This is a genomic window from Enterobacter sp. BIGb0383 (genome assembly GCF_003751845.1).
Lineage (GTDB): Bacteria > Pseudomonadota > Gammaproteobacteria > Enterobacterales > Enterobacteriaceae > BIGb0383.
Window position 1 is genome coordinate 303,766 of record NZ_RJKQ01000005.1, and the last position, 21,146, is coordinate 324,911.

Annotated in this window: 15 protein-coding genes and 1 tRNA gene; 8 read left to right on the plus strand and 8 right to left on the minus strand. The window is 51.6% G+C overall.

What is annotated here, in order from left to right:
* Positions 1–5 precede the first annotated feature (5 nt).
* Both EDF81_RS21430 and EDF81_RS21435 read left to right on the plus strand, forming a co-directional pair.
* Positions 6–632 carry a LysE family translocator gene (locus EDF81_RS21430; protein WP_123350186.1) on the plus strand — a complete coding sequence of 209 codons (627 nt, stop codon included), beginning with the start codon at positions 6–8 and terminating at the stop codon, positions 630–632.
* A gap of 214 nt (positions 633–846) precedes the next feature.
* Positions 847–1,410, plus strand: coding sequence for a DUF1440 domain-containing protein (locus EDF81_RS21435; RefSeq protein ID WP_123350187.1), 564 nt, complete (start codon positions 847–849; stop codon positions 1,408–1,410).
* Positions 1,411–1,476: 66 nt separating this feature from the next.
* Here EDF81_RS21435 and EDF81_RS21440 read toward each other — a convergent pair whose 3' ends face one another.
* Positions 1,477–2,313, minus strand: coding sequence for an AraC family transcriptional regulator (locus tag EDF81_RS21440; protein WP_260232752.1), 837 nt, complete (start codon positions 2,311–2,313; stop codon positions 1,477–1,479).
* A 103-nt stretch (positions 2,314–2,416) separates the two neighbouring features.
* Here EDF81_RS21440 and EDF81_RS21445 point away from each other — a divergent pair, with 103 nt between their 5' ends.
* The 5 genes from EDF81_RS21445 to EDF81_RS21465 all read left to right on the plus strand — a co-directional run bounded on the left by EDF81_RS21445 (position 2,417) and on the right by EDF81_RS21465 (position 5,874).
* Positions 2,417–3,160 carry an AzlC family ABC transporter permease gene (locus EDF81_RS21445; RefSeq protein ID WP_123350189.1) on the plus strand — a complete coding sequence of 248 codons (744 nt, stop codon included), beginning with the start codon at positions 2,417–2,419 and terminating at the stop codon, positions 3,158–3,160.
* Positions 3,157–3,480, plus strand: a complete 324-nt coding sequence (locus tag EDF81_RS21450; protein WP_123350190.1) for an AzlD domain-containing protein — start codon at positions 3,157–3,159, stop codon at positions 3,478–3,480. Before EDF81_RS21445 ends, EDF81_RS21450 begins: the two co-directional genes overlap by 4 nt.
* A 100-nt stretch (positions 3,481–3,580) precedes the next feature.
* Positions 3,581–3,835, plus strand: a complete 255-nt coding sequence (locus tag EDF81_RS21455) for a type II toxin-antitoxin system Phd/YefM family antitoxin (RefSeq protein WP_123350191.1) — start codon at positions 3,581–3,583, stop codon at positions 3,833–3,835.
* Positions 3,835–4,143, plus strand: a complete 309-nt coding sequence (locus EDF81_RS21460; RefSeq protein ID WP_123350192.1) for a type II toxin-antitoxin system RelE/ParE family toxin — start codon at positions 3,835–3,837, stop codon at positions 4,141–4,143. Before EDF81_RS21455 ends, EDF81_RS21460 begins: the two co-directional genes overlap by 1 nt.
* Before the next feature lie 144 nt (positions 4,144–4,287).
* Positions 4,288–5,874 carry an FAD-NAD(P)-binding protein gene (locus EDF81_RS21465; RefSeq protein ID WP_123350193.1) on the plus strand — a complete coding sequence of 529 codons (1,587 nt, stop codon included), beginning with the start codon at positions 4,288–4,290 and terminating at the stop codon, positions 5,872–5,874.
* A gap of 9 nt (positions 5,875–5,883) precedes the next feature.
* Here the strand turns inward: EDF81_RS21465 and EDF81_RS21470 are convergent, their stop codons facing one another.
* The 7 genes from EDF81_RS21470 to proB form a co-directional block, all read right to left on the minus strand.
* On the minus strand, positions 5,884–6,870 hold the full coding sequence (locus EDF81_RS21470; RefSeq protein WP_123350194.1) for a GlxA family transcriptional regulator: 987 nt from the start codon (positions 6,868–6,870) through the stop codon (positions 5,884–5,886).
* Between the two features lie 14 nt (positions 6,871–6,884).
* Positions 6,885–7,664, minus strand: a complete 780-nt coding sequence (locus EDF81_RS21475; RefSeq protein ID WP_123350195.1) for an MBL fold metallo-hydrolase — start codon at positions 7,662–7,664, stop codon at positions 6,885–6,887.
* Positions 7,665–8,115: 451 nt separating this feature from the next.
* Positions 8,116–10,221, minus strand: a complete 2,106-nt coding sequence (locus EDF81_RS21480; protein WP_123350196.1) for a hypothetical protein — start codon at positions 10,219–10,221, stop codon at positions 8,116–8,118.
* 237 nt (positions 10,222–10,458) lie between these two features.
* Positions 10,459–16,530, minus strand: coding sequence for a hypothetical protein (locus tag EDF81_RS21485; protein WP_123350197.1), 6,072 nt, complete (start codon positions 16,528–16,530; stop codon positions 10,459–10,461).
* Between the two features lie 626 nt (positions 16,531–17,156).
* Positions 17,157–17,232 (minus strand) — tRNA-Thr (locus EDF81_RS21490).
* Between the two features lie 111 nt (positions 17,233–17,343).
* Positions 17,344–18,597: a glutamate-5-semialdehyde dehydrogenase gene (proA, locus tag EDF81_RS21495; protein ID WP_123350198.1), complete on the minus strand. Its 1,254-nt coding sequence runs from the start codon at positions 18,595–18,597 to the stop codon at positions 17,344–17,346.
* 10 nt (positions 18,598–18,607) lie between these two features.
* Positions 18,608–19,711 (minus strand): glutamate 5-kinase, encoded by a 1,104-nt coding sequence (proB, locus tag EDF81_RS21500; RefSeq protein ID WP_123350199.1) that lies wholly within the window; start codon positions 19,709–19,711, stop codon positions 18,608–18,610.
* Positions 19,712–20,028: 317 nt separating this feature from the next.
* On the opposite strand from proB, the gene phoE reads away from it, so the two are divergent.
* Positions 20,029–21,093, plus strand: a complete 1,065-nt coding sequence (phoE, locus tag EDF81_RS21505) for a phosphoporin PhoE (protein WP_123350200.1) — start codon at positions 20,029–20,031, stop codon at positions 21,091–21,093.
* Positions 21,094–21,146: the final 53 nt, after the last annotated feature.

The following is a 21,146-nucleotide window of genomic DNA, read 5'->3' on the forward strand; positions in this document are numbered from 1 at the left end:
TTATCATGAATAAGCCGCTGCTGGCCGCCTATATCCTGTCGATCCTGACCCTGCTGCTCACGCCCGGACCGGTGATTGCGCTGGTCACCCGCGCCGCCGCACGCGACGGCTATGGCAGCGCCGTACGCACGATGATCGGCACCAATCTGGCATCGCTGACCCTGATTGCCGGTGCCGCGCTGATGTTGACCGGTATCGTGGCGCTAAACCCACACTGGCTGGCCGGTCTGGGGATCCTGGGGGCGATCTATATTGGCGTCATTGCCCTCGGCAGTCTGCTGCCTCGTCGCCAGCAGCAGACCCTATCTGAAAAGGAGCCAACAGCACACTCAGGGCTTATTGCAGGCTATCTGACCGGCGTCGCCAACCCGAAAGATATTCTGTTTTTCGTCTCGTTCTTTCCGCAGTTTATTGCCGTTACGCCGGGGATCGGCACCAGCCTGACGCTGCTGACCCTGGTCTGGATCCTGCTAGATTTGACCGTGCTTTCACTCTATATCTTTGCGGTAACACGCTGGTTATCCCCGCGCTGGATGGCAAAAATGGAGACGTTTTCCGCACTTTTTTTGCTCGCCGTAGCGCTTTTCAGCCTCGTCTATAACGCCCGCGCGATGCTCTTTTCCGCCGCCTAAAATATGAAACATTGTTTTGATCCGAAACGTTTCGGACGGAGCATTATACTCCCCTTTTTACAATCCACTATTTCCAGGTAGATCCTGAACGACGTAGTTCAAAAGGAATTGCTTAAAGTCATGGAAGTGCGTTTCACATCACAAAACAGATTGAATCCGCCGCTGAACGCCTTACTCTTTATGTAATCTTATGTAAAGGAAGGTAACCAGCACCATGAATCTAAAGGATTTATTCCAGACCACCGATCCGAGCCGCCGCCGCTATGGCGTCGCGTTCTTTGTCGGGATCATCGGCGGGATTATGTCGGCGTTTGTGAAATGGGGTGCAGAGGTTCCGCTGCCGCCGCGTACCTTCACCGGCGGACGTAACGAATTCAACCCGCCGTACCTGTTCCTGCGTGACTACCTGGGTATCGACCCCACCAGCACCGTCTATACCTTCTCTGAGCACATTATCAACCCGGTGATGATCACCCATATCATCTTCTCCCTGGTGTTCGCGATCGGCTACTGCGTCGTGGCAGAAGTCTTCCCGAAAGTGAAGCTGTGGCAGGGCGCGATGGCCGGTCTGCTGGCGACGCTGTTCGTCCACGGTATCAGCTTCCCGCTGCTGCACCTGACGCCACCGCTGAGCGAGCTGCCGGCGCACGAGTATATCTCTGAGATCCTCGGTCACGTCTTCTGGTTCTGGGCGATTGAGCTGATCCGCCGCGATCTGCGCAACCGCATCACTAAACAGCCGGATGCCGAAGTACCGCTGAACGCGCCGTTCCGTTAAGCGTGAATAAACCCAAAAAACGCCAGTCCCGGGTCCGGGCTGGCGTTTTTTTATGATACGAACGGTTTAGCGACAGGCAGCCCCGAATGCCCCGGGCGTAATACCGAAGTGGGTGCGGAAGTGGCGGGTAAAGTGGCTCTGGTCAAAAAAGCCGACGTCCAGCGCCGTCTGGGCCGCGCTGACGCCCTGGGCCAGCAGCGTTTTCGCTCTGGCGAGGCGGATCTGGGTAAGATAGCGGTGCACAGACAGCCCGGTACTGGCCTGGAAAGTCCGCATAAAGTGGAACTCGCTCAGCCCGACGATGCTTGCCACTTCTCCCACCGTGACCGGCTGGTGATACGCCGTCTGTAAAAAGTCGGTCGCCCTGCGCATATCCGCACGCAGGGCGCGCGTGGCAGCCCCTCTGTGGGTACGCTGCCCGTAGTGGCCGATAACCATTCCGAGCATCTGAAAGAGCGCGCACTCTTTTTCCAGCGGATCCTGGCTTTGGGTCATTAGCAGCGAAGCCTGCAGCAGGCCACGGGCTACCTTAGGGTCGTGGCGCATCACATCGCGCCCGAAGTTCACGCTGCCCCTTCCGCCCAGCACCGACGCCGCCGCCTCTTCCACCAGCGATTCAGACGGATAAAAGGCGCTGTAGTCCCAGCCTTTATCCCGCTGCAGCGCCTCGCCGGTATGCACTTCGCCGGGGTGAATAATCATCACCGTCCCGGCAGCCGCGACGCCCGCATGGCGACAGACGCGATGGCGCTGCGCCCCACGGGCAAAGGCGGCAATCACAAATTCATTGTGAAAGTGCGCCGGATAGCTGTGCTCGAAACAGGAGGCGCGCAGGATCTCCATCCCGCCCGACAGACCGTTGTCCCGCCACAGTTTAATATCATCACGCTTGTTGTTCATCATCCACACCGGTCGGTTATCGGAACGCAAACAGCAGGATTATGCTATCTCCGCCGGACCATTCTTATACACTAACGCTATGTTATCGAGTCTACTGGAACACAAAATGTCACTCAATATCGAAGAAGCACCCGCAGAGCACGGTGCCAGCGCATTTCGCAGTGGGGTTATCGCCTGCCTGCCCACCGTGCCGGGCTACTGGAGCATCGGCTTTGCCGCCGGGGCTATCGGCACGCTGGCGGGGTTCTCCGTCCTTGAAACCGCCCTGCTGGCCGGTCTGCTGTACACCGGTTCGGCGCAGTTCCTGTTTTACTCCCTGTGGGCCGCAGGCGCGGAGATGCTGTCGGTGGTGCTGAGCGTCCTGCTGGTCAATATGCGCTATCTGCTGATGAGTTCTTCTTTAAGCCTCTGGTTCCGTGATTCGACCACGATGCAAAAGCTGATTAGCGGCCTGCTGCTGACCGACGAAACCTTTGGCGTGGCGGCCCAGTACGGTAGCCGCAACGGATCGATCCCCTTCGCCTGGATGCTGGGGCTCAACGTGGTCGCCTGGCTTAACTGGATCCTCGCCTGCGTGGTCGGCGCCTGGCTGGCGACCGCCCTGCCCGCGTCGCTGATTGACGGCCTGAGCTTTAGCCTGGTCTCTATGTTTATCGGCCTGCTGCTGATGACCTGGTTCGCCAGCCGCCGTAAAACCCTGGAGAGCCTGACCATCGCCGTCGCCGTGGTCGTTACGCTGGTGACCGTTGAGCACCTCGAGGCCAGCCTGGTCGTGATCCTGGCCGCCACCCTCGCCGCAACCCTCGCCACGCTGGCGCTGAGGTTCACCGCTAAAGGAGAGAGCAAATGAGCACCAGCCTGCTTATCACTATTCTGTTATCCGCAGGTATCACCGCCCTGATGCGCACCGTGCCGCTGATCCTGCTCTCCCGCTTCAGAATGGCACCGGTGGTGCAGAACTGGCTGGGCTTTATCCCCTCCGCCATTATGGCGGCGATTATCACCAGCGAACTTGTCCATAAGCCGCTGCTCTCGCCGTCCGGACTCAGCATGTCACTGATGGCCGCCGCGCTGGCAACAGTGTGTGGGATCGTGACCCGCAGCCTGTTTGTCACGGTGATTGCCGGGATGGTGGGCATACTGGTGCTGAAGTATCTGCTGGGGGCGTGATCCCCGGCAGTTTTTTTGGGGAGGAAAAGGTAGCGAAGGAGACAAAAAGCGATTAAAATACGAACGAATCGAACGATTAGTGCCATTTGAGGAGGTAAGCATGTTCAGTTTTACTGCGAACCAGGCAAAAACCCAGTTTGGCGAACTGCTCGCAAAAGCGCAGCGTGAACCAATAAGCATTACAAAAAACGGTAAGCCCTCTGTGGTAGTAATGTCGATCGAAGACTACCAGGCCTACGAGGAGCTAAAGCTTCAGCAACTGCGCGATCGCCTTGCGCATTCTATTGCCCAGGCAGAAGCGGGTCATGTACACGACGGTGATAAAGTTTTTGATGAGCTGATGAAGGATCTCTGATGCCCCGATACCAGTTAACCGATGATGCGCGAGAGGATCTTCGCGAAATAAAAAAGTATTCACTAAAGCAATTTGGCGTACTGGTAACACGTGATTACCTGGCTGGGTTGCAGGTCTGTATGCAGCGCCTGTCGGAAAACAGTAAAATGGGCACCAGTAACACCGAAGGGATTGATATCAAAGGGCTATGGCATTTTATCTATGTCAGCCATACGATTTACTATCTGCCCGCGTCTCATGGAATTACCATTGTTGGCATACTCCATCAAAGCCGATTACCGGACAGGCTGCGTCTGCGCGGGTTGTAGAACGTAACGGATTGTCTGCCACACTACCCTTCCCTCTCCTGTCCTGGGCCCCTCGTTCCGCCTTTTCCCCCAGCACCACTGGCCCAATACGCGTTTTCGACCACACTTGTTTTTATCAATAAAGATAAGAATGGGTGCAGCTTAGTGAAAAAAATCGCGATTATCGGTGCCGGGCCGACGGGTGTTTATACCCTCTTCTCACTGCTTAAAAATGGCATACCGCTTGCACTCTCCCTTTACGAGCAGGCGGATAAAGCGGGCGTCGGGATGCCCTACAGCGATGAAGAGAATTCAAAAATGATGCTGGCTAATATTGCCAGCATTGAGATCCCCCCCATTTTCATCTCCTATATTGACTGGCTTCGCAACCAGAGCGAGGCCCATCTGGCGCGCTATCACGTGCATAAGGACTCCCTGCACGAGCGGCAGTTTCTGCCGCGGATGCTGCTCGGAGAGTATTTCCGGGATCGGTTTCTGGCGCTACTTGCGCAGGCGAAAGCGTGCGGTTTTGTGGTAGAGGTTCATGAATCCTGTCGGGTGACCGATCTGCAGGCGCTGCCGGACGGGGTGCTGCTGTGGACGGAGGGACAGAATGCGCCAGAGCAGTACGATACGGCCGTGATCGCCACCGGACATGTCTGGCCCGAGGAAGACCCGTCCACGCGTTCCTTTTTCCCCAGCCCCTGGTCAGGGCTGATGGAGGCCAGTATCCCGCCCTGCAACGTCGGCATTATGGGCACTTCCCTGAGCGGGATCGACGCGGCAATGGCCGTGGCGATACAGCACGGTACTTTTACTGAACAGGATGATAACAGCGTCCAGTACGGTCCTGATAAAGGCAGTAAGGCGCTGAAGATTGCCCTGATGTCCCGCTCGGGCATTCTGCCGGAAGCGGACTTCTACTGCCCTATTCCCTGGGAACCGCTGCTGGTCGTTACCGAAAGCACCCTGAATAAAGCGATTGCCGCCGGAAGCGAGGGACTACTGGACAGGGTTTTTCAGCTGATGGTGCAGGAACTTGAACAGGCAGACCCGCAATGGAGCGAGCGTATTGCTCTTCAGAGGCTTAATGCCGACAGCTTCAGCGAGGCCTGGTTTGCTGACCGCAAAGCGCGCGACCCTTTTCGCTGGGCACAGGCCAACCTCGCGGAAGTGGAACATAATAAGCGTGACAGGCTGACGGTGCCGTGGCGCTACACGGTGCTACGCCTGCACGAAGCCATTGAACCTGCCGTTGAGCATCTGAACGCCCGTGACAGAAAGCGCTTCAATGCAGGTCTTGCCCGCGTCTTTATTGATAACTACGCGGCGATACCACCGCAGTCGATCCGCAGGCTGCTGGCGCTTCGTGAGGCAGGTATTGCCTGTATTCTGGCGCTCGGACCGGATTATAAAATGGAGGTTGCGGCGCAGCGCACGCTTATCACCGTCCAGCAGCGAGTACATCAATTCGATGTGTTTATTGATGCTCGTGGACAGAAGGCAATGAAGACCAAAGACCTGCCGTTCCCGACCCTGCGCCAGCAGCTGATGGCAGACGGCAAGGACGTACCGCCTGTTGATGACAACTATTTTTTGCTGGAGCCTGCCAGCGTACGAGGTCGTATCGCCCTGGGCGCTCTGCCCTGGCTGATGCATAACCGGCCCTTTGTTCAGGGCCTGACCGTCTGCGCGGAGATAGGCGAAGCGATAGCCAGGACTCTTTCCCGAGTGCCCGACGGCAGTCGCTGACACCAGGGATCATCGTTTCTCCGGGCAAACGCCCTGATGAAGGGATTCGGGGCCACGAAATGCCCGTCGCCACTCGCTGGGACTAACGTTAAAACGCGCCTTAAAGCTCTGACGAAATGAAACCGGCGACTGGAAACCGGCCATCTCTGCGACGCTTTCAATACTGGCGCTGGTGGTTTCCAGCAGTTCCTGACTGCGCTGAAGCCGCTGGGCGTTGAGCCACTCCCCGACGGTCACGCCCGTTGCTTTCAGGAAGTGTCGGGTAAAGGTGCGGCGGCTCATACTGGCAACGCGGGCCAGTGCGTCCAGATCGTAGTTTTTTTCGAGATTGCGGCGAAGGTAGTCGAGCAGCGTGTTGATCGCCTCATCCCTGGTGTTGGTCGGTACGGGATGCTCAATAAACTGCGCCTGACCGCCTTCCCGATAGGGAGGAACCACCATCCTGCGCGCGGCATGGTTCGCCACGCTGCTGCCGTAGTGCTGACGCACAATATTCAGACAGCAGTCGATACCGGCGGCGGTTCCGGCAGAGGTAATCAGCCGCTCATCGCTGGTATAGAGAGAATTACTGTCCAGATGAACCTGAGGAAAACGCGCCCGAAAATCCTGCTCAAACTCCCAGTGCGTGGCCGCACGCCGGTTATCCAGCAATCCCGCATAGGCCAGCACATAGGCACCGAGACACAGCCCGACCACCTCCGCACCGCGTGCCCAGGCGTCACAAATCGCATCAAGCAATGGCTGGCCGGGCTTTTCATCCGGATGATGCCAGTAAGGGATCACAATGATATCGGCGCTGCGCAGCGGCTCCAGCCCGTGCTCAACCTCAATAGAGAAGCCCATAGAGGAACGCACCACGCCGGGGGTTTCGGCGCAGACCATCACCTCAAACAAACCAGGCTCCGTCACCGCCTGCCCAAACAGCATCAGGGGAACGGAGAAATGGAAAGGGCTTACGCCGGGCGTGGCGACGACCGCAACGGAAAGTGCTGGCATCGGGTTCCTCAGATTCAGAAGGTCAGGCTTTCACCATCTTCCGGGATCGCTACCCTGTCTGCAATCCCCTGCTGCTGCGTGAACTCGCGCAGCTCACGACGGCTAAGCAGACAGTGGTTGATTGCTTCCATATGTGACGCGACCAGCGTCGCCGCAGGCAACACCTGAAGCGTACGCAGCGTATCCTGTGCGCCCATAATAATCGGGCCAAACTCATCGATATGCGCATCACCGATATTCAGTACCACCACATCCGGCGCAAAACGCTGTAGCGCCTTAAGATAGGGTTTAACCCACACCGTATCGCCCGCAATATAGAGCGTTTGCTCATCATGATGGGTAAAGACCAGCCCGCAGGCATCCCCCAGTCTTTCGGCCACAGGAGGCACCGCATAAGCGTCGTTGCTACCGTGCTGGCCCTCGATCTTGTAAATAGTCAGCCCGTCGGTAAAGACGTTTTCATCCTGCAGGACGCGCACATTCGTGAACCCCTGAGAGCGGATCAGCTCTGCATCCGCCTGGTGCTGGGTGTAAATCAGCTTATTCGACGGAATGCATTTCTGGGCGGCGTCATCCCAGTGATCCATATGGGTGTGGGTCACAATAACAATATCGGCTGCAAGCAGCGTCTCAACCTGCACCGGAAGCGCGACCATCGGATTGCGCAGATGGGAACGCGCCGTGCCGGCAAAGCCTTCCCAGGCCTCTTTCTCCGCCAGCATCGGGTCGATAAGAAAGGTGGTTCCGGCATACTCCAGCAGCAGCGTGGCATTACGAATTTGAGTCAGTTTCATGGTTATCCTGGCGATGTGATTAACGATACGACCAGTATAAAAAGAGCGTGCAGAGGGAGTGATATGGCTAAGGGACAATGTTCGATGGGATTGGGCCAGATAGAGAAGATGGGCTGCACGATTAGTGACAGCACGCTATTTTATATCATTATCTTACCCAAAGACCATTTCATCTCCACCTGAAAATGTCAAAGATACAGAATCAGCAATACTGAGAATAAATAAATCAACGTTAAACAGGCAGAGTGGAGCACTAACGAAAGTGATCCCGACAAAGCGCAAACCAAAAAATAAGTATTTTGAAAACATTTATTCGACGACTACGCACGCCGTGACCTGATCCCACCAGAGCTTTATCCCTCTGTAAACGCAGAGCATTTTTGCATTCGTGTGAAATGCATTGCGCCCCAGAAAAATAGAATCTCTGGGGCGTTCGCTCATGTTTAAAGAGCTAACTATCCACGGCGTTATCTCCGAAAACATGCAAATAAAACGAGAGTATTTGTGCTGGAGAAACACGTTCTAAAATGGCGGATATATTATCTGGACAGTCTTCCGGGATCTTCCCTGAGAAAAGACCTTCTAACTGATCACTGGTTGATGACATTTTTACCTTGCTCATAAATAAAATTATTTTTGACATATCGTCCTGGCTTAAATCCTGATCGCCAAAATATTGTTGTGTAATTATCTGGAGATCTGAATCATCTGCATTTTTTAATACCAGGATATCTGATAAATTTTTTCCTACAGTTGTAAGTGCAAATCGAGCGCTATCCGCATCATACTTATTCCTCCCGTCAGTGGCATCTATACTGCCTAATTTAAGCATGCCCTCCATAAGCAACCCTGCCTTTGTTTTCTGACTCGGCGGTACATCCAGATCAGATGCGTTTGCCAGGGGATAAACCGGGGGTCTTTCACTCTGAGTTGCTGAAGAACGCCCAATACCCAGTTTTCGTCTGACCGCAAGGGTTGCTTCAGATAAGTGATAAACTGCGGCATTACCCATATTTGAGGCTGTCGCTGCGACTGGATTTCTGTGCGGTTTGGAAAATGAACTTTCGCCAGGGTCTAAGCCACGTAACGGTGTGAATTTACCGTAGTATGCTTTAACTTTCACCCCCAGTTTATTTGCTATTGCCTGCGCCTGTGACAACGCCCCCATCGTCTTGCCATAACAGGATTGCAAGTCTATATATCTGACCTGCTCAATAGGGATTCCGCGTGAGCTAAGATAGTCACGAATAACTTCGCTAACGGCCTTTGCGGTATAATGTCCTGTGTCTCCAGGGTATCCATGAGCCCGGATAATTACGATACTATTATTGGGGCCCATCTCGATATAACTGTCAGGGCCGAAAGGTTTGTAATAATTGTTTGCCGATTGAGAAGAGGAAGCATCTCTCGTTACTTCAGGCTCACTTACGGAGCTACCTGTACGATCGCTGGTTGCCGGCTTCGCATCTTCGATTGGGTAGAATAAGGGGGCTGGTTGGCTGGGAGTGACTTTCGCACCTATATTTTGATACCATGATGGTGACTTGAGCAGCTCACCATCAGGAATGACCTTGTGGGAATTAGTATATTCGGAATATGAGCTAAAGGGTGAGGTATTAACTCCTCCGGTAACAGGAACCAATTTAACCAACGTCTTCGTTTTATTTCTCAGCCCATCCTGCCATCGGGCAATCCAGTTACTTTTTGTATCAATAACAGGTCCGGTAAATTCATATTGTGCAAACTGACCTGCCGTCAAATCAACAACCATTTCTGAGCCATCTTTCTTGACCATAACCACGTAGTGATTAAGCGGCATTGTATCTGGCCCACCGTTAGGCCAAATGCCTAGCTCGACTATTCTGGCATCGCCATAACCCTTTTGACTTAATATCTTTTTGATAGATACAGCAGCATTTGCACAATTTTCTTTTGGATGCGTTATATAGGCATTGTAATCATTACCCATGCCTGACTTCAGGTCAGTTGTTACACTCCTGATGAGTTCCGTTTCAGTCTCAGTTGCCGGCTTATACTCCTGAGCGACAAGTACAGGTTCACGTGGTGTCGGCTCGATACCGCCATTACGATTTAAAGATGATGGCCCGGCTTCAGAGGCTACAGGCTTCTGCGCATCCTCTGAAGCCAATTTTTGATAATATTTTTCCTGTACTTCGCTGGCGGAGGTAAATACAAAAAAAGCCTGAACCCCATCTTTATCAGGTTTTTCAAAATAACTATCAAATTGGCTCATCCCTTTTCCAGACATAGGGTGCTTATAATGACTTCCAGAGACATTCCTGCCAATTTTATTATATTCCTTGCTACGATCAATTCCATTCATCGCGTCTAAGAAATCAGCACCATTGGCCTGATAAAGATATATTTCCTTATCGGTAACGTGTACGTATGCTATATGGTCATAAACTACATTACCGTCTTTACGCCGTTCACCTACATGTATAAAACCGGATTCAGTAATAGCGGCAGACGCAAATTTTGTTAAAGGCGTTTTATTCTGCAAACCAAATACATCACGATAATGTTCGGAGCCCATAACCTCCCCTCGCTTATCCTTCTTTGCAATTGTATTTAACAACCAGTCAGTTTGTTTAGGTGTAATAACCTCAGCCTGACCGGCATTTCTAATTGCAGTGCCATAACAGATATTAGAATAGGATCCAGCACCTTGCCTTTTACTCTCCAGGTTAATTTTTTTATCGAGATCCGCTGCGCTTACTTTCCCTAAAGATCTATAACGCCATAGAGTTTCATGTATCCAGGAACCCCTAACCTATTTATTATCACCATCTTTTGACATCTCAAAAACACCATCACGAACCCTGCCCCTGATATAAGAGCTAAAGTATTTAAAAGATCTTACGCTTTCATCAGGAGTAGTCTTCTTGATATTCTGGAAATAGTTATCTGGCTGCTCTCTCCTTTCCAGGGCATCGCTAAGACCTTGCTCATTCGAGGATCCTGGACTCGTACTGGTTCCTGCCGATGATGTCTCAATTGCAGGACTTCCAGCATCAGGAAGTGCAGATTTCCCGCCAGCGTTTTGTAGCACATACGCGAGCATATGGATATTATTCCCCTGCTTCCAGGTCATTCCATTATCACGGGAAATCTCTATCGTTTCGTTTTTCTTCCTGCCAAGAATTATTGTTCCACGAATAGTGAACGGATGAATTCTCTCTGCAGGGGGTATCCTCACATCTGCGGAACTTACATCTGCATTGTATGGCATATTTCTTTCATCGCCTGCGGGGCGATGACTCGGAACGGTTCGATCAGCAGTTTCATGCGGTGTAGCCTGACGACTTTCCTGCGGCTTAACCGAAAAACTATCCACAGGTGGAGGCGAACTCATTTTAACATTTAAGAAAATGCGCCTTGCCGTATACCAGGCATCTTTACTACTTATACCAGCGTTGAGAAGAGCCTGATAAATATGGAGAGGATCCCCAGTTTCTATAGCCGTCTTTATGCTTATACCAAGCCCAGCCGCATCCATGGATTTTTTACCAAATATGATAGAGTATTTGGCGACTTTTGCCCCAGCCTTGCTGAACTTCCCGACGGCTTTAGCAACTTTAGCTTCAGGAATCAAATTAACAGCTAAACTGGCCACCTGGAAAGTGTCGGGATCCTTACCTTCAAGTATATCAGCAGATATTGCCGAAGAAGCCTGTGCTATTCCTATGGTAGCCCCACCGGGGATAAATATTATGACAGCGGAAAGTGTTGCGTCAATCCACTGCCCTTTTCTCGCCGCTGCTTTTATATTTATCTGTGCTTGCTCCTGAGACTCTCTGTTGGCAATGCTTTTGTTTTTTTGCACTGCAACTGAAATAGTTTCAGCTGGACGTTCAATACCTCGCATAATTTTTATGTGCCAGGGGAGAATATCATTACCCTCTCCTGAATATAATGTTCTGGTGCGAAGGAAACCCGAGTCGCTAACGTCAAGCCCGGAGATTGATTTCTTTATTACATTTTTGTTTTTAACCCACTCGTCATAGTGTGCTACTTTTTTTGTGCCCACCCAGGCACTACTGTCTAACCGACTTTCTGCAGCCTCTTTATCATCATCAAAAGCTTTGGAAATCTGGTCGGACAGACTGATAATATCCGTCCGGGCCTTTGGGGTATAATTAAAGTAATCCTCAAACTTGAAGTCCCCAGATTTTACGTCCCGGAACGCATGAGGCCCGTTGGTGTACATATTATGACCGTCGATGGACGTGGAAGGCAGGCGTTCCTCAAGTGCTGAACTAAGATCACTCTCACCTTCAATATAGCTATATTCTTTGGGCGAATCCAGATCAACCAGAACCCCTGTCTTAGCACCGAAGCTATCCGGAATAAAGAAGCAATTAAGAAGTTCATAACCATAGATATCAACACTGGTAACACGTTCTTTCCCGATCCTTGCCTCATAAGCATTTATGCGCGCCAGGGGAGAAATCGTTTTATCGTTCTCAATTTTCAAAAGCACATATTTCATTGCGTTGTAATAAGCTAGTGACTTATACTCAGGAATTAGTTTACTATAACGGTCATCCTCAGCTTCACTTGCAGCCTCATCACTCGCTATTTTACGTAACCATTGATAATGGATCGCCTTAAATTTAAGTTTTGCAAGTTCTTGCATATCACCATTATACCCTCCTCCACTGGCATCAAGCTCTTCTTTTACAATTTTTATTTTGCTTTGAAGATCCTGGATTTTAATATCATATGTAGATGCAATTTGCGGCCTGGAGTCAATATCTTCGGCGATGTTCGAAAACTCATAACGCAGTGCTGCATCAGTTTTATTCCCTTCTATATATTCACGTAACTTATCCCTTGTGGATTTAATATAATTTAAATCCACAATGCATTTTTTACTCGCGTCAGAGATGTCTCGATCTTCGTTATTTGAATTCAATTTTAAATCATTTAAAATGTCATCTTCAGAATCAAATTTATCCTTTGATACCCCCTTCAATTTAAAATATTGATGCAGTGATATGCTATATACCCCCTCCGCGACACTTACATCCTCAATACATTTTTCTAAACCACGGTAGTACTGTACATCTGCCTTGTTAATTTTCGACAGGTAATCAATAACCTGGTTATCATCAAGATTAAGATTACCAGGTATATCGTATAGATAGTTTGATGCTCCCAGGATAGGGCCGCTCTGTTGTTCTCGATCTAAAACATCTGCAGGTTGATAATTATTCTCTTGAGTCAATGATACTACGGAGTCATCACGCCGCAGGTCCACAATACTATTTTCAACCTCAGTATTAACACGCTGGAAAGCTCTCATGATAATTTCATCACCATTATCACTGGCTTTTGTTATATGACGACTAATCGCAGCATCAAGATACAGAGCAAATGTGTCGAAATCTACATTTTGATGTTTTATTATATTATTAGCATCTTCTCTTAATACACGAAACACTTCACCATCATGTTTAACCAGTCTTGATAAAAAATACTCAGCCTTGATATTTTCCTTGCCGACAAATTTCCATCTTTTTGCCCCCCCAGGAACTGGATTGATCGAAAAAGCTTGATCGCCTACAAGGATAGATAATTCCTGCCCCCCAACATTTCGCACATTCCAGTATTGCCCACTGAGATAAACCCAGTTATATTCCTCTCTAATGAGGTTGCCATATTCATCGTTATAACTTATATCCAGAACATCCCCCTCTTCCATAGCAGGGGAAAATTCAGGCGGTGCATAAGGTCGACAGCCTTGTTTAACTTTACCGTCCATATACCATTTTAGCACGGCAAAATCGACATCATCCTCTGAATAGTTTTCCCATTTCACCGCCTTCGGAGTATTTTTCACAATATCTTCTATTTCGGCATCACTAAGCTCAAGCTCATAAAGGGGACTGCCTGAGGATTGAGCAGAGCGTTTATTTATGCCTGATAAAGGCTCCTCATGAGCGCTCACTCCGGAAGTTAATTCGATGTCTTCAGCAGCATTCGAATTATTATACTTATCCAGATACGCCTTCATTTGCACGGCCGCTGCCTTTTCTTTCTCAGTCTCACTAAGTTCATGAAGAGGTTTGGCCGAAGATTGAATAGAACGTTTTTTTCTCTTTGATGAGGATTCCTCACTACCGTGACCAAGAACAGACACTTTCGCATCATTATCCCGTGCAGAAGTGATAGGGGATTTTACTGAGGAATGTAATTTTATTTCCGCGGCAGTATTCGAACGATTATATTCTTCCAGAATTTGGTGCATTTGTTCGGTGGCTGCTTTTTCTTTGGCCAGCCCATACACCGCGTTAAATACCTGATTAACCCCGGCATAACCTCCCCGCCAGAGCATGTCTTCCGGCAGATCGGTTAGCGTTTCGGTAACAAATTTCCTGGCGTATTTATCTTCCCGGAATAAGCGCTCGACCGTGATTGCCGCAGATACGCCCAGACCTACCAGAGGCGAAAGCGACATGGTCAGCCTGAATGCCCCTCTGGAAAGCTGATTTTCTATAAATTGTGCTTTAATCCGTGTGGCCGGACCCTGGCCAAATTTAACACCACGCTCTATGGCTTTAATTCCCCGGAACATCTCTAGTCCAGTTCTTGCACTCCGAAGAACAAGCCGTCCCGGTAGAGAAGCAGGGCTGGAGACCACTTTGAACCCCTGTCTTATGGCGGCAGAAATGGCACCGCTGACAACTTTCTTCTGTGCCCAGCGCTTTATATCGTCCGGTAAAGTACGTGTTCCCGCCAGAATCTCTTCCGGGGTCGCGGGCCAGGTCGTCGTATGCCGAGCCGCGTGTTTTAATTCCAGTTTCAGCCGCTGCTGGAATCTCTCAGCCCCGGGATCTGTCTTTTTGCGGAAAGAATGGGGGTTATCTCTCACCACACTCATCAGACTCTGCTCAAATTCGGCGGCTGCAGCCTCCGGGTTTTTAGGCTCTGTCTCCCGCAGATAACTCTGTTTTAAATCCTCCGCCCATTCTGCGACGCCGCGTGCCAGCATGCCGGCGCGGGAGTAATAACTCAGGGATTCACCGGTGATCCTCGCTACCCCCTCACTGACTCTGCCTTTAAGAAGACTTAATTCGCGCAGCCAACGTTGCACTTCCTTTCTCAGATCTTGTCCGCCGGCATGCCCGTGCCGGGCCAGGCGGACCGCAGAACCTTCAATATCACGTGCAATGATGGCAATTTTATTGATCGCTGTTGTCATGACGCCATCAAACTGGTCAATTCCCTGCCACTCTCCTTTGTCCGATTTTTTCTCTCTTAGTATCTCCGATAGCCCGTAATAAAAATCATCGGCCCATTTTTCCTGTGCAAACAGGATTACCGGCGCAATCAGCTCCGTTAATTTATCCTCCGATCGCTGAATTTTCCCCTTCCAGCGTACCGTTTCCTGATCTAACTGTTCATCGAGTACCGCATTGAGCACATGCCGGGGGCTAAAATAAACCGTCTGCGCCAGCAGGCTCTGATGCTGCTCCACCGACTCCTGCAGCTCCCAGGCCGCTGTGGGTAACAGCCTTAACCGACGCTCAATCTGGTGTAATTCGTCCAGCAGCAGCAGTCCCGTTTCTTTGACTGAGCTTTTGACACCATCAGACCCGATGGCGGGTTGCCAGCCCAGCAAGGGGCGCGCTTTCCACACGGTTTCTTTGAGCGCCGTCCCCACACTGCTGGTAGCGAAATAGAGACCCTGTTGTTGGGTGCGCAGCTTTTTGGGAGTCTGTCTGATCAGGGCGATAGCCTCGTCCACGGGATCCTGATAGACCTCAGGGCTTTCCTCGTCCACAGGACGAAGGTCCGCGCTCTGCTGCCGGAGTGTCGCTGCCACCTCCATCAGTGCCGCTGTCACGGGGAGAATGAGGCGGGCTATCCTGATATGAACAGGCTCATCACGCTTTTGTGGTCCCGAAGAGTCCGGCGGGGTATTTCCTGAGAATACCCGAATATGAAGATAGCGCAGGGCATATTCTCTGGCATCTCTGGCACCGTCAAGCAGTCGGTCAGCCGTGCTGTCCAGATATGTCGCCATTTTTATTCGCATGACCCGATCTTCTGCCAGCAGCGAATGTTTTAATTTGCTGAATTTGGCGTTTTCCGTCCTGAATTCATTCCCCTTACTCGACATCAGGCCCATAAGCTCGTTTTTGGTCCGGATGTAATCATCGCTGCTGGCCGTTAACACACCATGTGCATTGAGTCTTGTTATTGCCTCCCCCGCCAGCGCATGCAGATGCCTGTTAACCTCCTCATCAACCTTTGCTGCCCATCCTTTTTCTCCGACCATACCAGCAGCGTCAAGTGCTTCCAGAGCAACACGAATGTTACCGGTCATATCATTCGCCTGGTCCAAAGCTTCCTGTATTTCAGGCGAGGTTTCCGACGGATCCGCTAACCTTGCTATGTTTTGCAGATATCTCCTTGCCTCCATCAGTATGCCCAGCCAGGCCGGATGGTTATCGACAGAAGACGTGCTATGCAGCATGGCCTCTAATCGACTCAGCGCATTGCGGTCTACTCCCCTGATGTTATATCCCTTACGCAGGTACTCTTCGAATTCCGGTCGCTTTTGCTGAAACTCACCCTCAATGATGTTTATCAGCCCAACACCCTGCTGCAAAAATGCACCAAACCGGTTGTTATCTCCTTTATCTGATGGTGAGGAAGAATTTCCCTCGTTATTATCCGGAGGCAAATGAAAATTATCCCCTGATAACGGCTGAGACTGTTGCGGGTCGTCTTCCTCGGATATTTCGTCAAGAACCTCCAGGAACAAAGAATCTACTTCTTCATGACTTTGTTCTGATATTTCATTGTATTCTTTCATTTTGCTGACGAATGGCATCGCAATATCCTCAGTAGTCATCCGATAGGAGTGATAACAGGAAACCTCGGGCATCAGATAAAAATCGACGTAGATTGATTTGTGGCGACCTGGGATGAAGTTTAGAATCACGTTTTATTTCAATAGATTAACGTCAAACCGACCCCTCCCCCCGACAAGACCGGGCAGTTTTATCTCTTTCGGGAAAACGTTCAGAACAATAACTCAAAAAAAATGAAACAGAGATCCACTCTCCCTGGATACTCTAGAGAGTAGACATATTTTCGTTTCTTTTTTCGTGTGAAAATGACAGGCGACTTTTTTATCTGAAAAACAAGACGTTAAAAAATGAAAGGCTTTTTATTTAAAACCAGAGAAAAATCACATCTCAGTACAAAAAACCACGCAAGGGTGAATCATCAGTAAAATATCAGACAAAACATAAAACTTAAGATGTATTGATCATCTTTCTATGCACAAAAACCAGTGTGAGCCTGAGCCCAAGGGGTTTTGTTTATGCTAGCCTGTGGTTAACATTATATAAACAATTATTTAATACATTATAAACAAAGAAACATCGATCACGGAGAATATGGAGTGTGGAGGTCTGATACGAGCTTACTTTTGGTGTAATAAGAAAGCTGGAGTGGTGCCGATAAGAGGAGTCGAACCTCCGACCTTCGCATTACGAATGCGCTGCTCTACCAACTGAGCTATATCGGCGTTAAGACAGGGTCACGAGCGTGACCACGGGGCAAGAGGTTAAAACTATGCGGGTGATGCGTCAATGCCCTTTGCAATCAAACGGCTATTTTTGCATCACCCGGGGTGATTTTACGCACGAACCGTATCGTCACCGAAGCCGATCCACTTGTAGGTGGTGAGGGCTTCGAGGCCCATCGGGCCGCGGGCGTGCAGTTTCTGGGTGCTGACCGCTACTTCCGCGCCGAGGCCAAACTGGCCGCCGTCGGTGAAGCGCGTGGAGGCGTTGACGTAAACCGCCGAGGAATCGACCTCGTTGATAAAGCGGTTAGCGTTGCTCAGGGTGCGCGTCAGGATGGCGTCCGAATGCTGGGTGCCGTGAGCGCGGATATGGGCGATAGCATCGTCCAGGTCAGCAACCACTTTGACGTTGAGATCCAGCGAGAGATATTCGTCGTCATACTGTTCCGCTTTGACCGCCTCAACCTTTGCCGGACCGTCTTGCAGCTGTGGCAGCGCGTTCGACTCCGCGTGGAGGGTAACGCCGCTTTTGGCCATCTGCTTACTCAGCGCAGGCAGGAAGCGGTCAGCGATGCCCTGATGTACCAGCAGAGTTTCGACGGTGTTACAGGTGCTCGGACGCTGGGTTTTGGCGTTGACGATAATGTTCAGCGCCGGGGCGATTTCCGCAGTGTCATCAACGTAGATATGGCAGACGCCGATACCGCCGGTGATCACCGGAATGGTGGACTGTTCGCGGCACAGCTTGTGCAGGCCTGCGCCCCCGCGTGGGATCAGCATGTCGATGTATTTGTCCATCTTCAGCATTTCGCTGACCAGCGCCCGGTCCGGGCTTTCAATCGCCTGTACCGCACCGGCCGGCAGGCCGCAGGTTTCCAGCGCCTGCTGGATGACTTTTACCGTCGCGGCGTTGGTGCGCCAGGTCTCTTTCCCGCCGCGCAGGATAGCCGCGTTGCCGGTTTTCAGGCACAGGGCGGCAACGTCGAGGGTAACGTTAGGACGTGCTTCATAAATCACGCCGATAACGCCCAGTGGGACGCGGCGGCGTTCGATACGCAGGCCGCTGTCGAGCAGCCCGCCGTCAATCACCTGGCCCACCGGATCGGCGAGGCTGCACACCTGACGAACGTCGTCGGCGATGCTTTTCAGACGCGCGGGCGTCAGCGCCAGACGGTCCAGCATTGCTTCGCTCAGGCCAGCAGTGCGGGCGTCGGCAAGATCCTGGGCGTTAGCGCTGAGGATGCCGTCGGTCTGCGCTTCCAGCGCGTCGGCGATGGTTTCGAGGACCTGGTTTTTTTCGCGGCTTGAGAGCAGCGCCAGCTTGTATGAGGCGGCTTTGGCCGCAATGCCCATTTGTTCCAGCATATCTGGCTCCTTAGCGAATGATCATGTCGTCGCGATGGACCGCAACCGGGCCGTACTCGTAGCCGAGGATCGCGTCGATCTGCTGTGAATGGTGCCCGGCAATACGCCGCAGCGCATCGCTGTTATAGCGGCTGACGCCGTGGGCAATATCGCGCCCGTCGAGGCTGCGAATACGGATGACTTCGCCGCGGGAGAAGTTGCCGGTGACGTTTTTAATGCCTTTAGGCAGCAGAGAGCTACCGCGTTCAAGGATTGCCGACGTTGCGCCTTCGTCAACGGTGATTTCTCCCGCTGGCGGTGCGCCAAAGATCCAGCGCTTACGGTTTTCCAGCGGCGAGGCGCCCGCGTGGAAGCGTGTGCCGACGGAAATCCCTTCCATCACGTCGCCAATCACGCCCGGACGACTTCCGGCGGCAATAATGGTATCAATACCCGCGCGACAGGCCACGTCGGCGGCCTGCAGCTTGGTGCCCATTCCGCCAGTTCCGAGCCCGGAAACGCTATCGCCCGCAATGGCTCGCAGAGCGTCATCGATGCCGTGAACGTCTTTGATCAGCTCCGCCTGCGGGTTAGTACGCGGGTCAGCGGTGAACAGCCCTTGCTGATCGGTCAGCAGAAGCAGCTTATCGGCACCGGCCAGGATCGCCGCCAGCGCCGAGAGGTTATCGTTATCGCCAACCTTAATCTCGGCGGTGGCGACGGCGTCATTCTCATTAATGACCGGCACAATATTGTTATCAAGCAGCGCCCGCAGGGTATCGCGGGCGTTGAGGAAGCGTTCACGGTCTTCCATATCGGCGCGGGTCAGCAGCATCTGCCCGATATGAATGCCGTAGATAGAGAACAGCTGTTCCCAGAGTTGAATCAGTCGGCTCTGGCCAACCGCCGCCAGTAGCTGCTTCGACGCGATGGTCGCCGGCAGTTCCGGATAGCCCAGGTGCTCGCGCCCGGCGGCAATCGCGCCTGACGTGACAATAACAATACGATGTCCTGCAGCATGCAGCTGCGCGCACTGGCGAACCAGCTCAACGATATGGGCGCGATTCAGGCGGCGCGATCCGCCCGTTAACACACTGGTACCGAGTTTTACCACCAGCGTCTGGCTGTCACTCATGATTCTCTGCCATTCAACAAATAGGAAATTGTGATACGAAACAAACGTTGTAACAGGACCAGAAGCGCTTGCCAACTCTCATCGCATGACCCGCCCTGAAATGCTGCGAGGATCGGCAAGCGTAGCGGCGCTTTTTGACATTTTTATGAAGGTAAATCTTTATTTCATTTTTTTCGAAATATTCTGAACTTGTCATAAATCTTTAATCCACAAACGTTAAAAACCATCCTGTTTTTCCACGGAACAGAAGCGCGAACCTCAGAGTGGCGGTTCTTTGTTCAGCGATGATAAGCGCGTATACAATTCAGGATTTGAAAATGAAAAAAAGCACACTGGCATTAGTGGTAACGGCGATTGTTGCATCTTCCGCAGCGCAGGCAGCAGAAGTTTATAATAAGAACGGCAACAAGCTGGACCTGTATGGTCGCGTTAAAGCCATGCACTATATGAGCGATGACAAAGGTAACGACGGTGACCAGACCTATGTCCGTCTCGGCTTTAAAGGTGAAACCCAGATTAACGATCAGCTGACCGGCTACGGTCGCTGGGAAGCCCAGTTCGCTGGCAACAACGATGAAAACACTTCAGGCCAGAAAACCCGCCTGGCGTTTGCCGGTCTGAAACTGAAAGACTTCGGCTCCATCGACTACGGCCGTAACCTCGGTATCCTGTACGATGCACAGGCAGCTACCGATATGTTCCCGGAATTCGGCGGCGACTCGCTGGGCAAAACCGATAACTTTATGACCAAGCGCACCACCGGTGTTGCAACTTACCGCAATAGCGATTTCTTCGGCGCGGTAGACGGTCTGGACCTCGGCCTGCAGTATCAGGGTAAAAATGAAGGCCGCAGCACCTCTAAACAGAATGGCGACGGCTACGGCGCGTCTCTGAGCTATGACTTCGGCGGCAGCCCGGTGACCATCGCTGGCGCATATGCCAGCTCCGACCGTACCAACGCTCAGCAGGGCGGTACCGTGGGTACGGGTGAACGTGCTGAAGGCTGGGGTTCCAGCATTAAGTATGATGCCAACAATATCTATCTGGCCGCGATGTATGCTGAATCCCGCAATATGACGCCGGTAACAGTTAACGGTGTAAGCGGTTTTGCCAACAAAGCGCAGAACTTTGAAGTGGTTGCTCAGTACCAGTTCGACTTCGGTCTGCGTCCGTCCCTGGGCTACGTACAGTCCAAGGGCAAAGATATCGAAGGCGTGGGTAACGAAGACCTCGTGAAGTATGTCGATGTTGGTCTGACTTACTACTTCAACAAGAACATGTCCGCGATGGTTGACTACAAAATCAACCAGCTCGACAGCGACAACAAACTGGGGCTGGCTGACGACGATATCGTAGCCGTGGGTCTGACCTACCAGTTCTAATCTGTGTCTGTAGTGCCCTCGTTATACAAAAGCCCTCGCGAGAGGGCTTTTTC

Excerpts from the sequence above, each read along its gene's own strand:
- EDF81_RS21470 (WP_123350194.1), bottom strand. The coding sequence starts at position 6,870 with ATGCCAGCACTTTCCGTTGCGGTCGTCGCCACGCCCGGCGTAAGCCCT.
- proB (WP_123350199.1), bottom strand. The coding sequence starts at position 19,711 with ATGAGTGACAGCCAGACGCTGGTGGTAAAACTCGGTACCAGTGTGTTA.
- EDF81_RS21475 (WP_123350195.1), bottom strand. The coding sequence starts at position 7,664 with ATGAAACTGACTCAAATTCGTAATGCCACGCTGCTGCTGGAGTATGCC.
- EDF81_RS21440 (WP_260232752.1), bottom strand. The coding sequence starts at position 2,313 with ATGATGAACAACAAGCGTGATGATATTAAACTGTGGCGGGACAACGGT.
- phoE (WP_123350200.1), top strand. The coding sequence starts at position 20,029 with ATGAAAAAAAGCACACTGGCATTAGTGGTAACGGCGATTGTTGCATCT.
- EDF81_RS21430 (WP_123350186.1), top strand. The coding sequence starts at position 6 with ATGAATAAGCCGCTGCTGGCCGCCTATATCCTGTCGATCCTGACCCTG.
- EDF81_RS21485 (WP_123350197.1), bottom strand. The coding sequence starts at position 16,530 with ATGCCATTCGTCAGCAAAATGAAAGAATACAATGAAATATCAGAACAA.
- EDF81_RS21455 (WP_123350191.1), top strand. The coding sequence starts at position 3,581 with ATGTTCAGTTTTACTGCGAACCAGGCAAAAACCCAGTTTGGCGAACTG.
- EDF81_RS21460 (WP_123350192.1), top strand. The coding sequence starts at position 3,835 with ATGCCCCGATACCAGTTAACCGATGATGCGCGAGAGGATCTTCGCGAA.
- EDF81_RS21445 (WP_123350189.1), top strand. The coding sequence starts at position 2,417 with ATGTCACTCAATATCGAAGAAGCACCCGCAGAGCACGGTGCCAGCGCA.
- EDF81_RS21450 (WP_123350190.1), top strand. The coding sequence starts at position 3,157 with ATGAGCACCAGCCTGCTTATCACTATTCTGTTATCCGCAGGTATCACC.
- EDF81_RS21480 (WP_123350196.1), bottom strand. The coding sequence starts at position 10,221 with ATGGGCTCCGAACATTATCGTGATGTATTTGGTTTGCAGAATAAAACG.
- EDF81_RS21435 (WP_123350187.1), top strand. The coding sequence starts at position 847 with ATGAATCTAAAGGATTTATTCCAGACCACCGATCCGAGCCGCCGCCGC.
- proA (WP_123350198.1), bottom strand. The coding sequence starts at position 18,597 with ATGCTGGAACAAATGGGCATTGCGGCCAAAGCCGCCTCATACAAGCTG.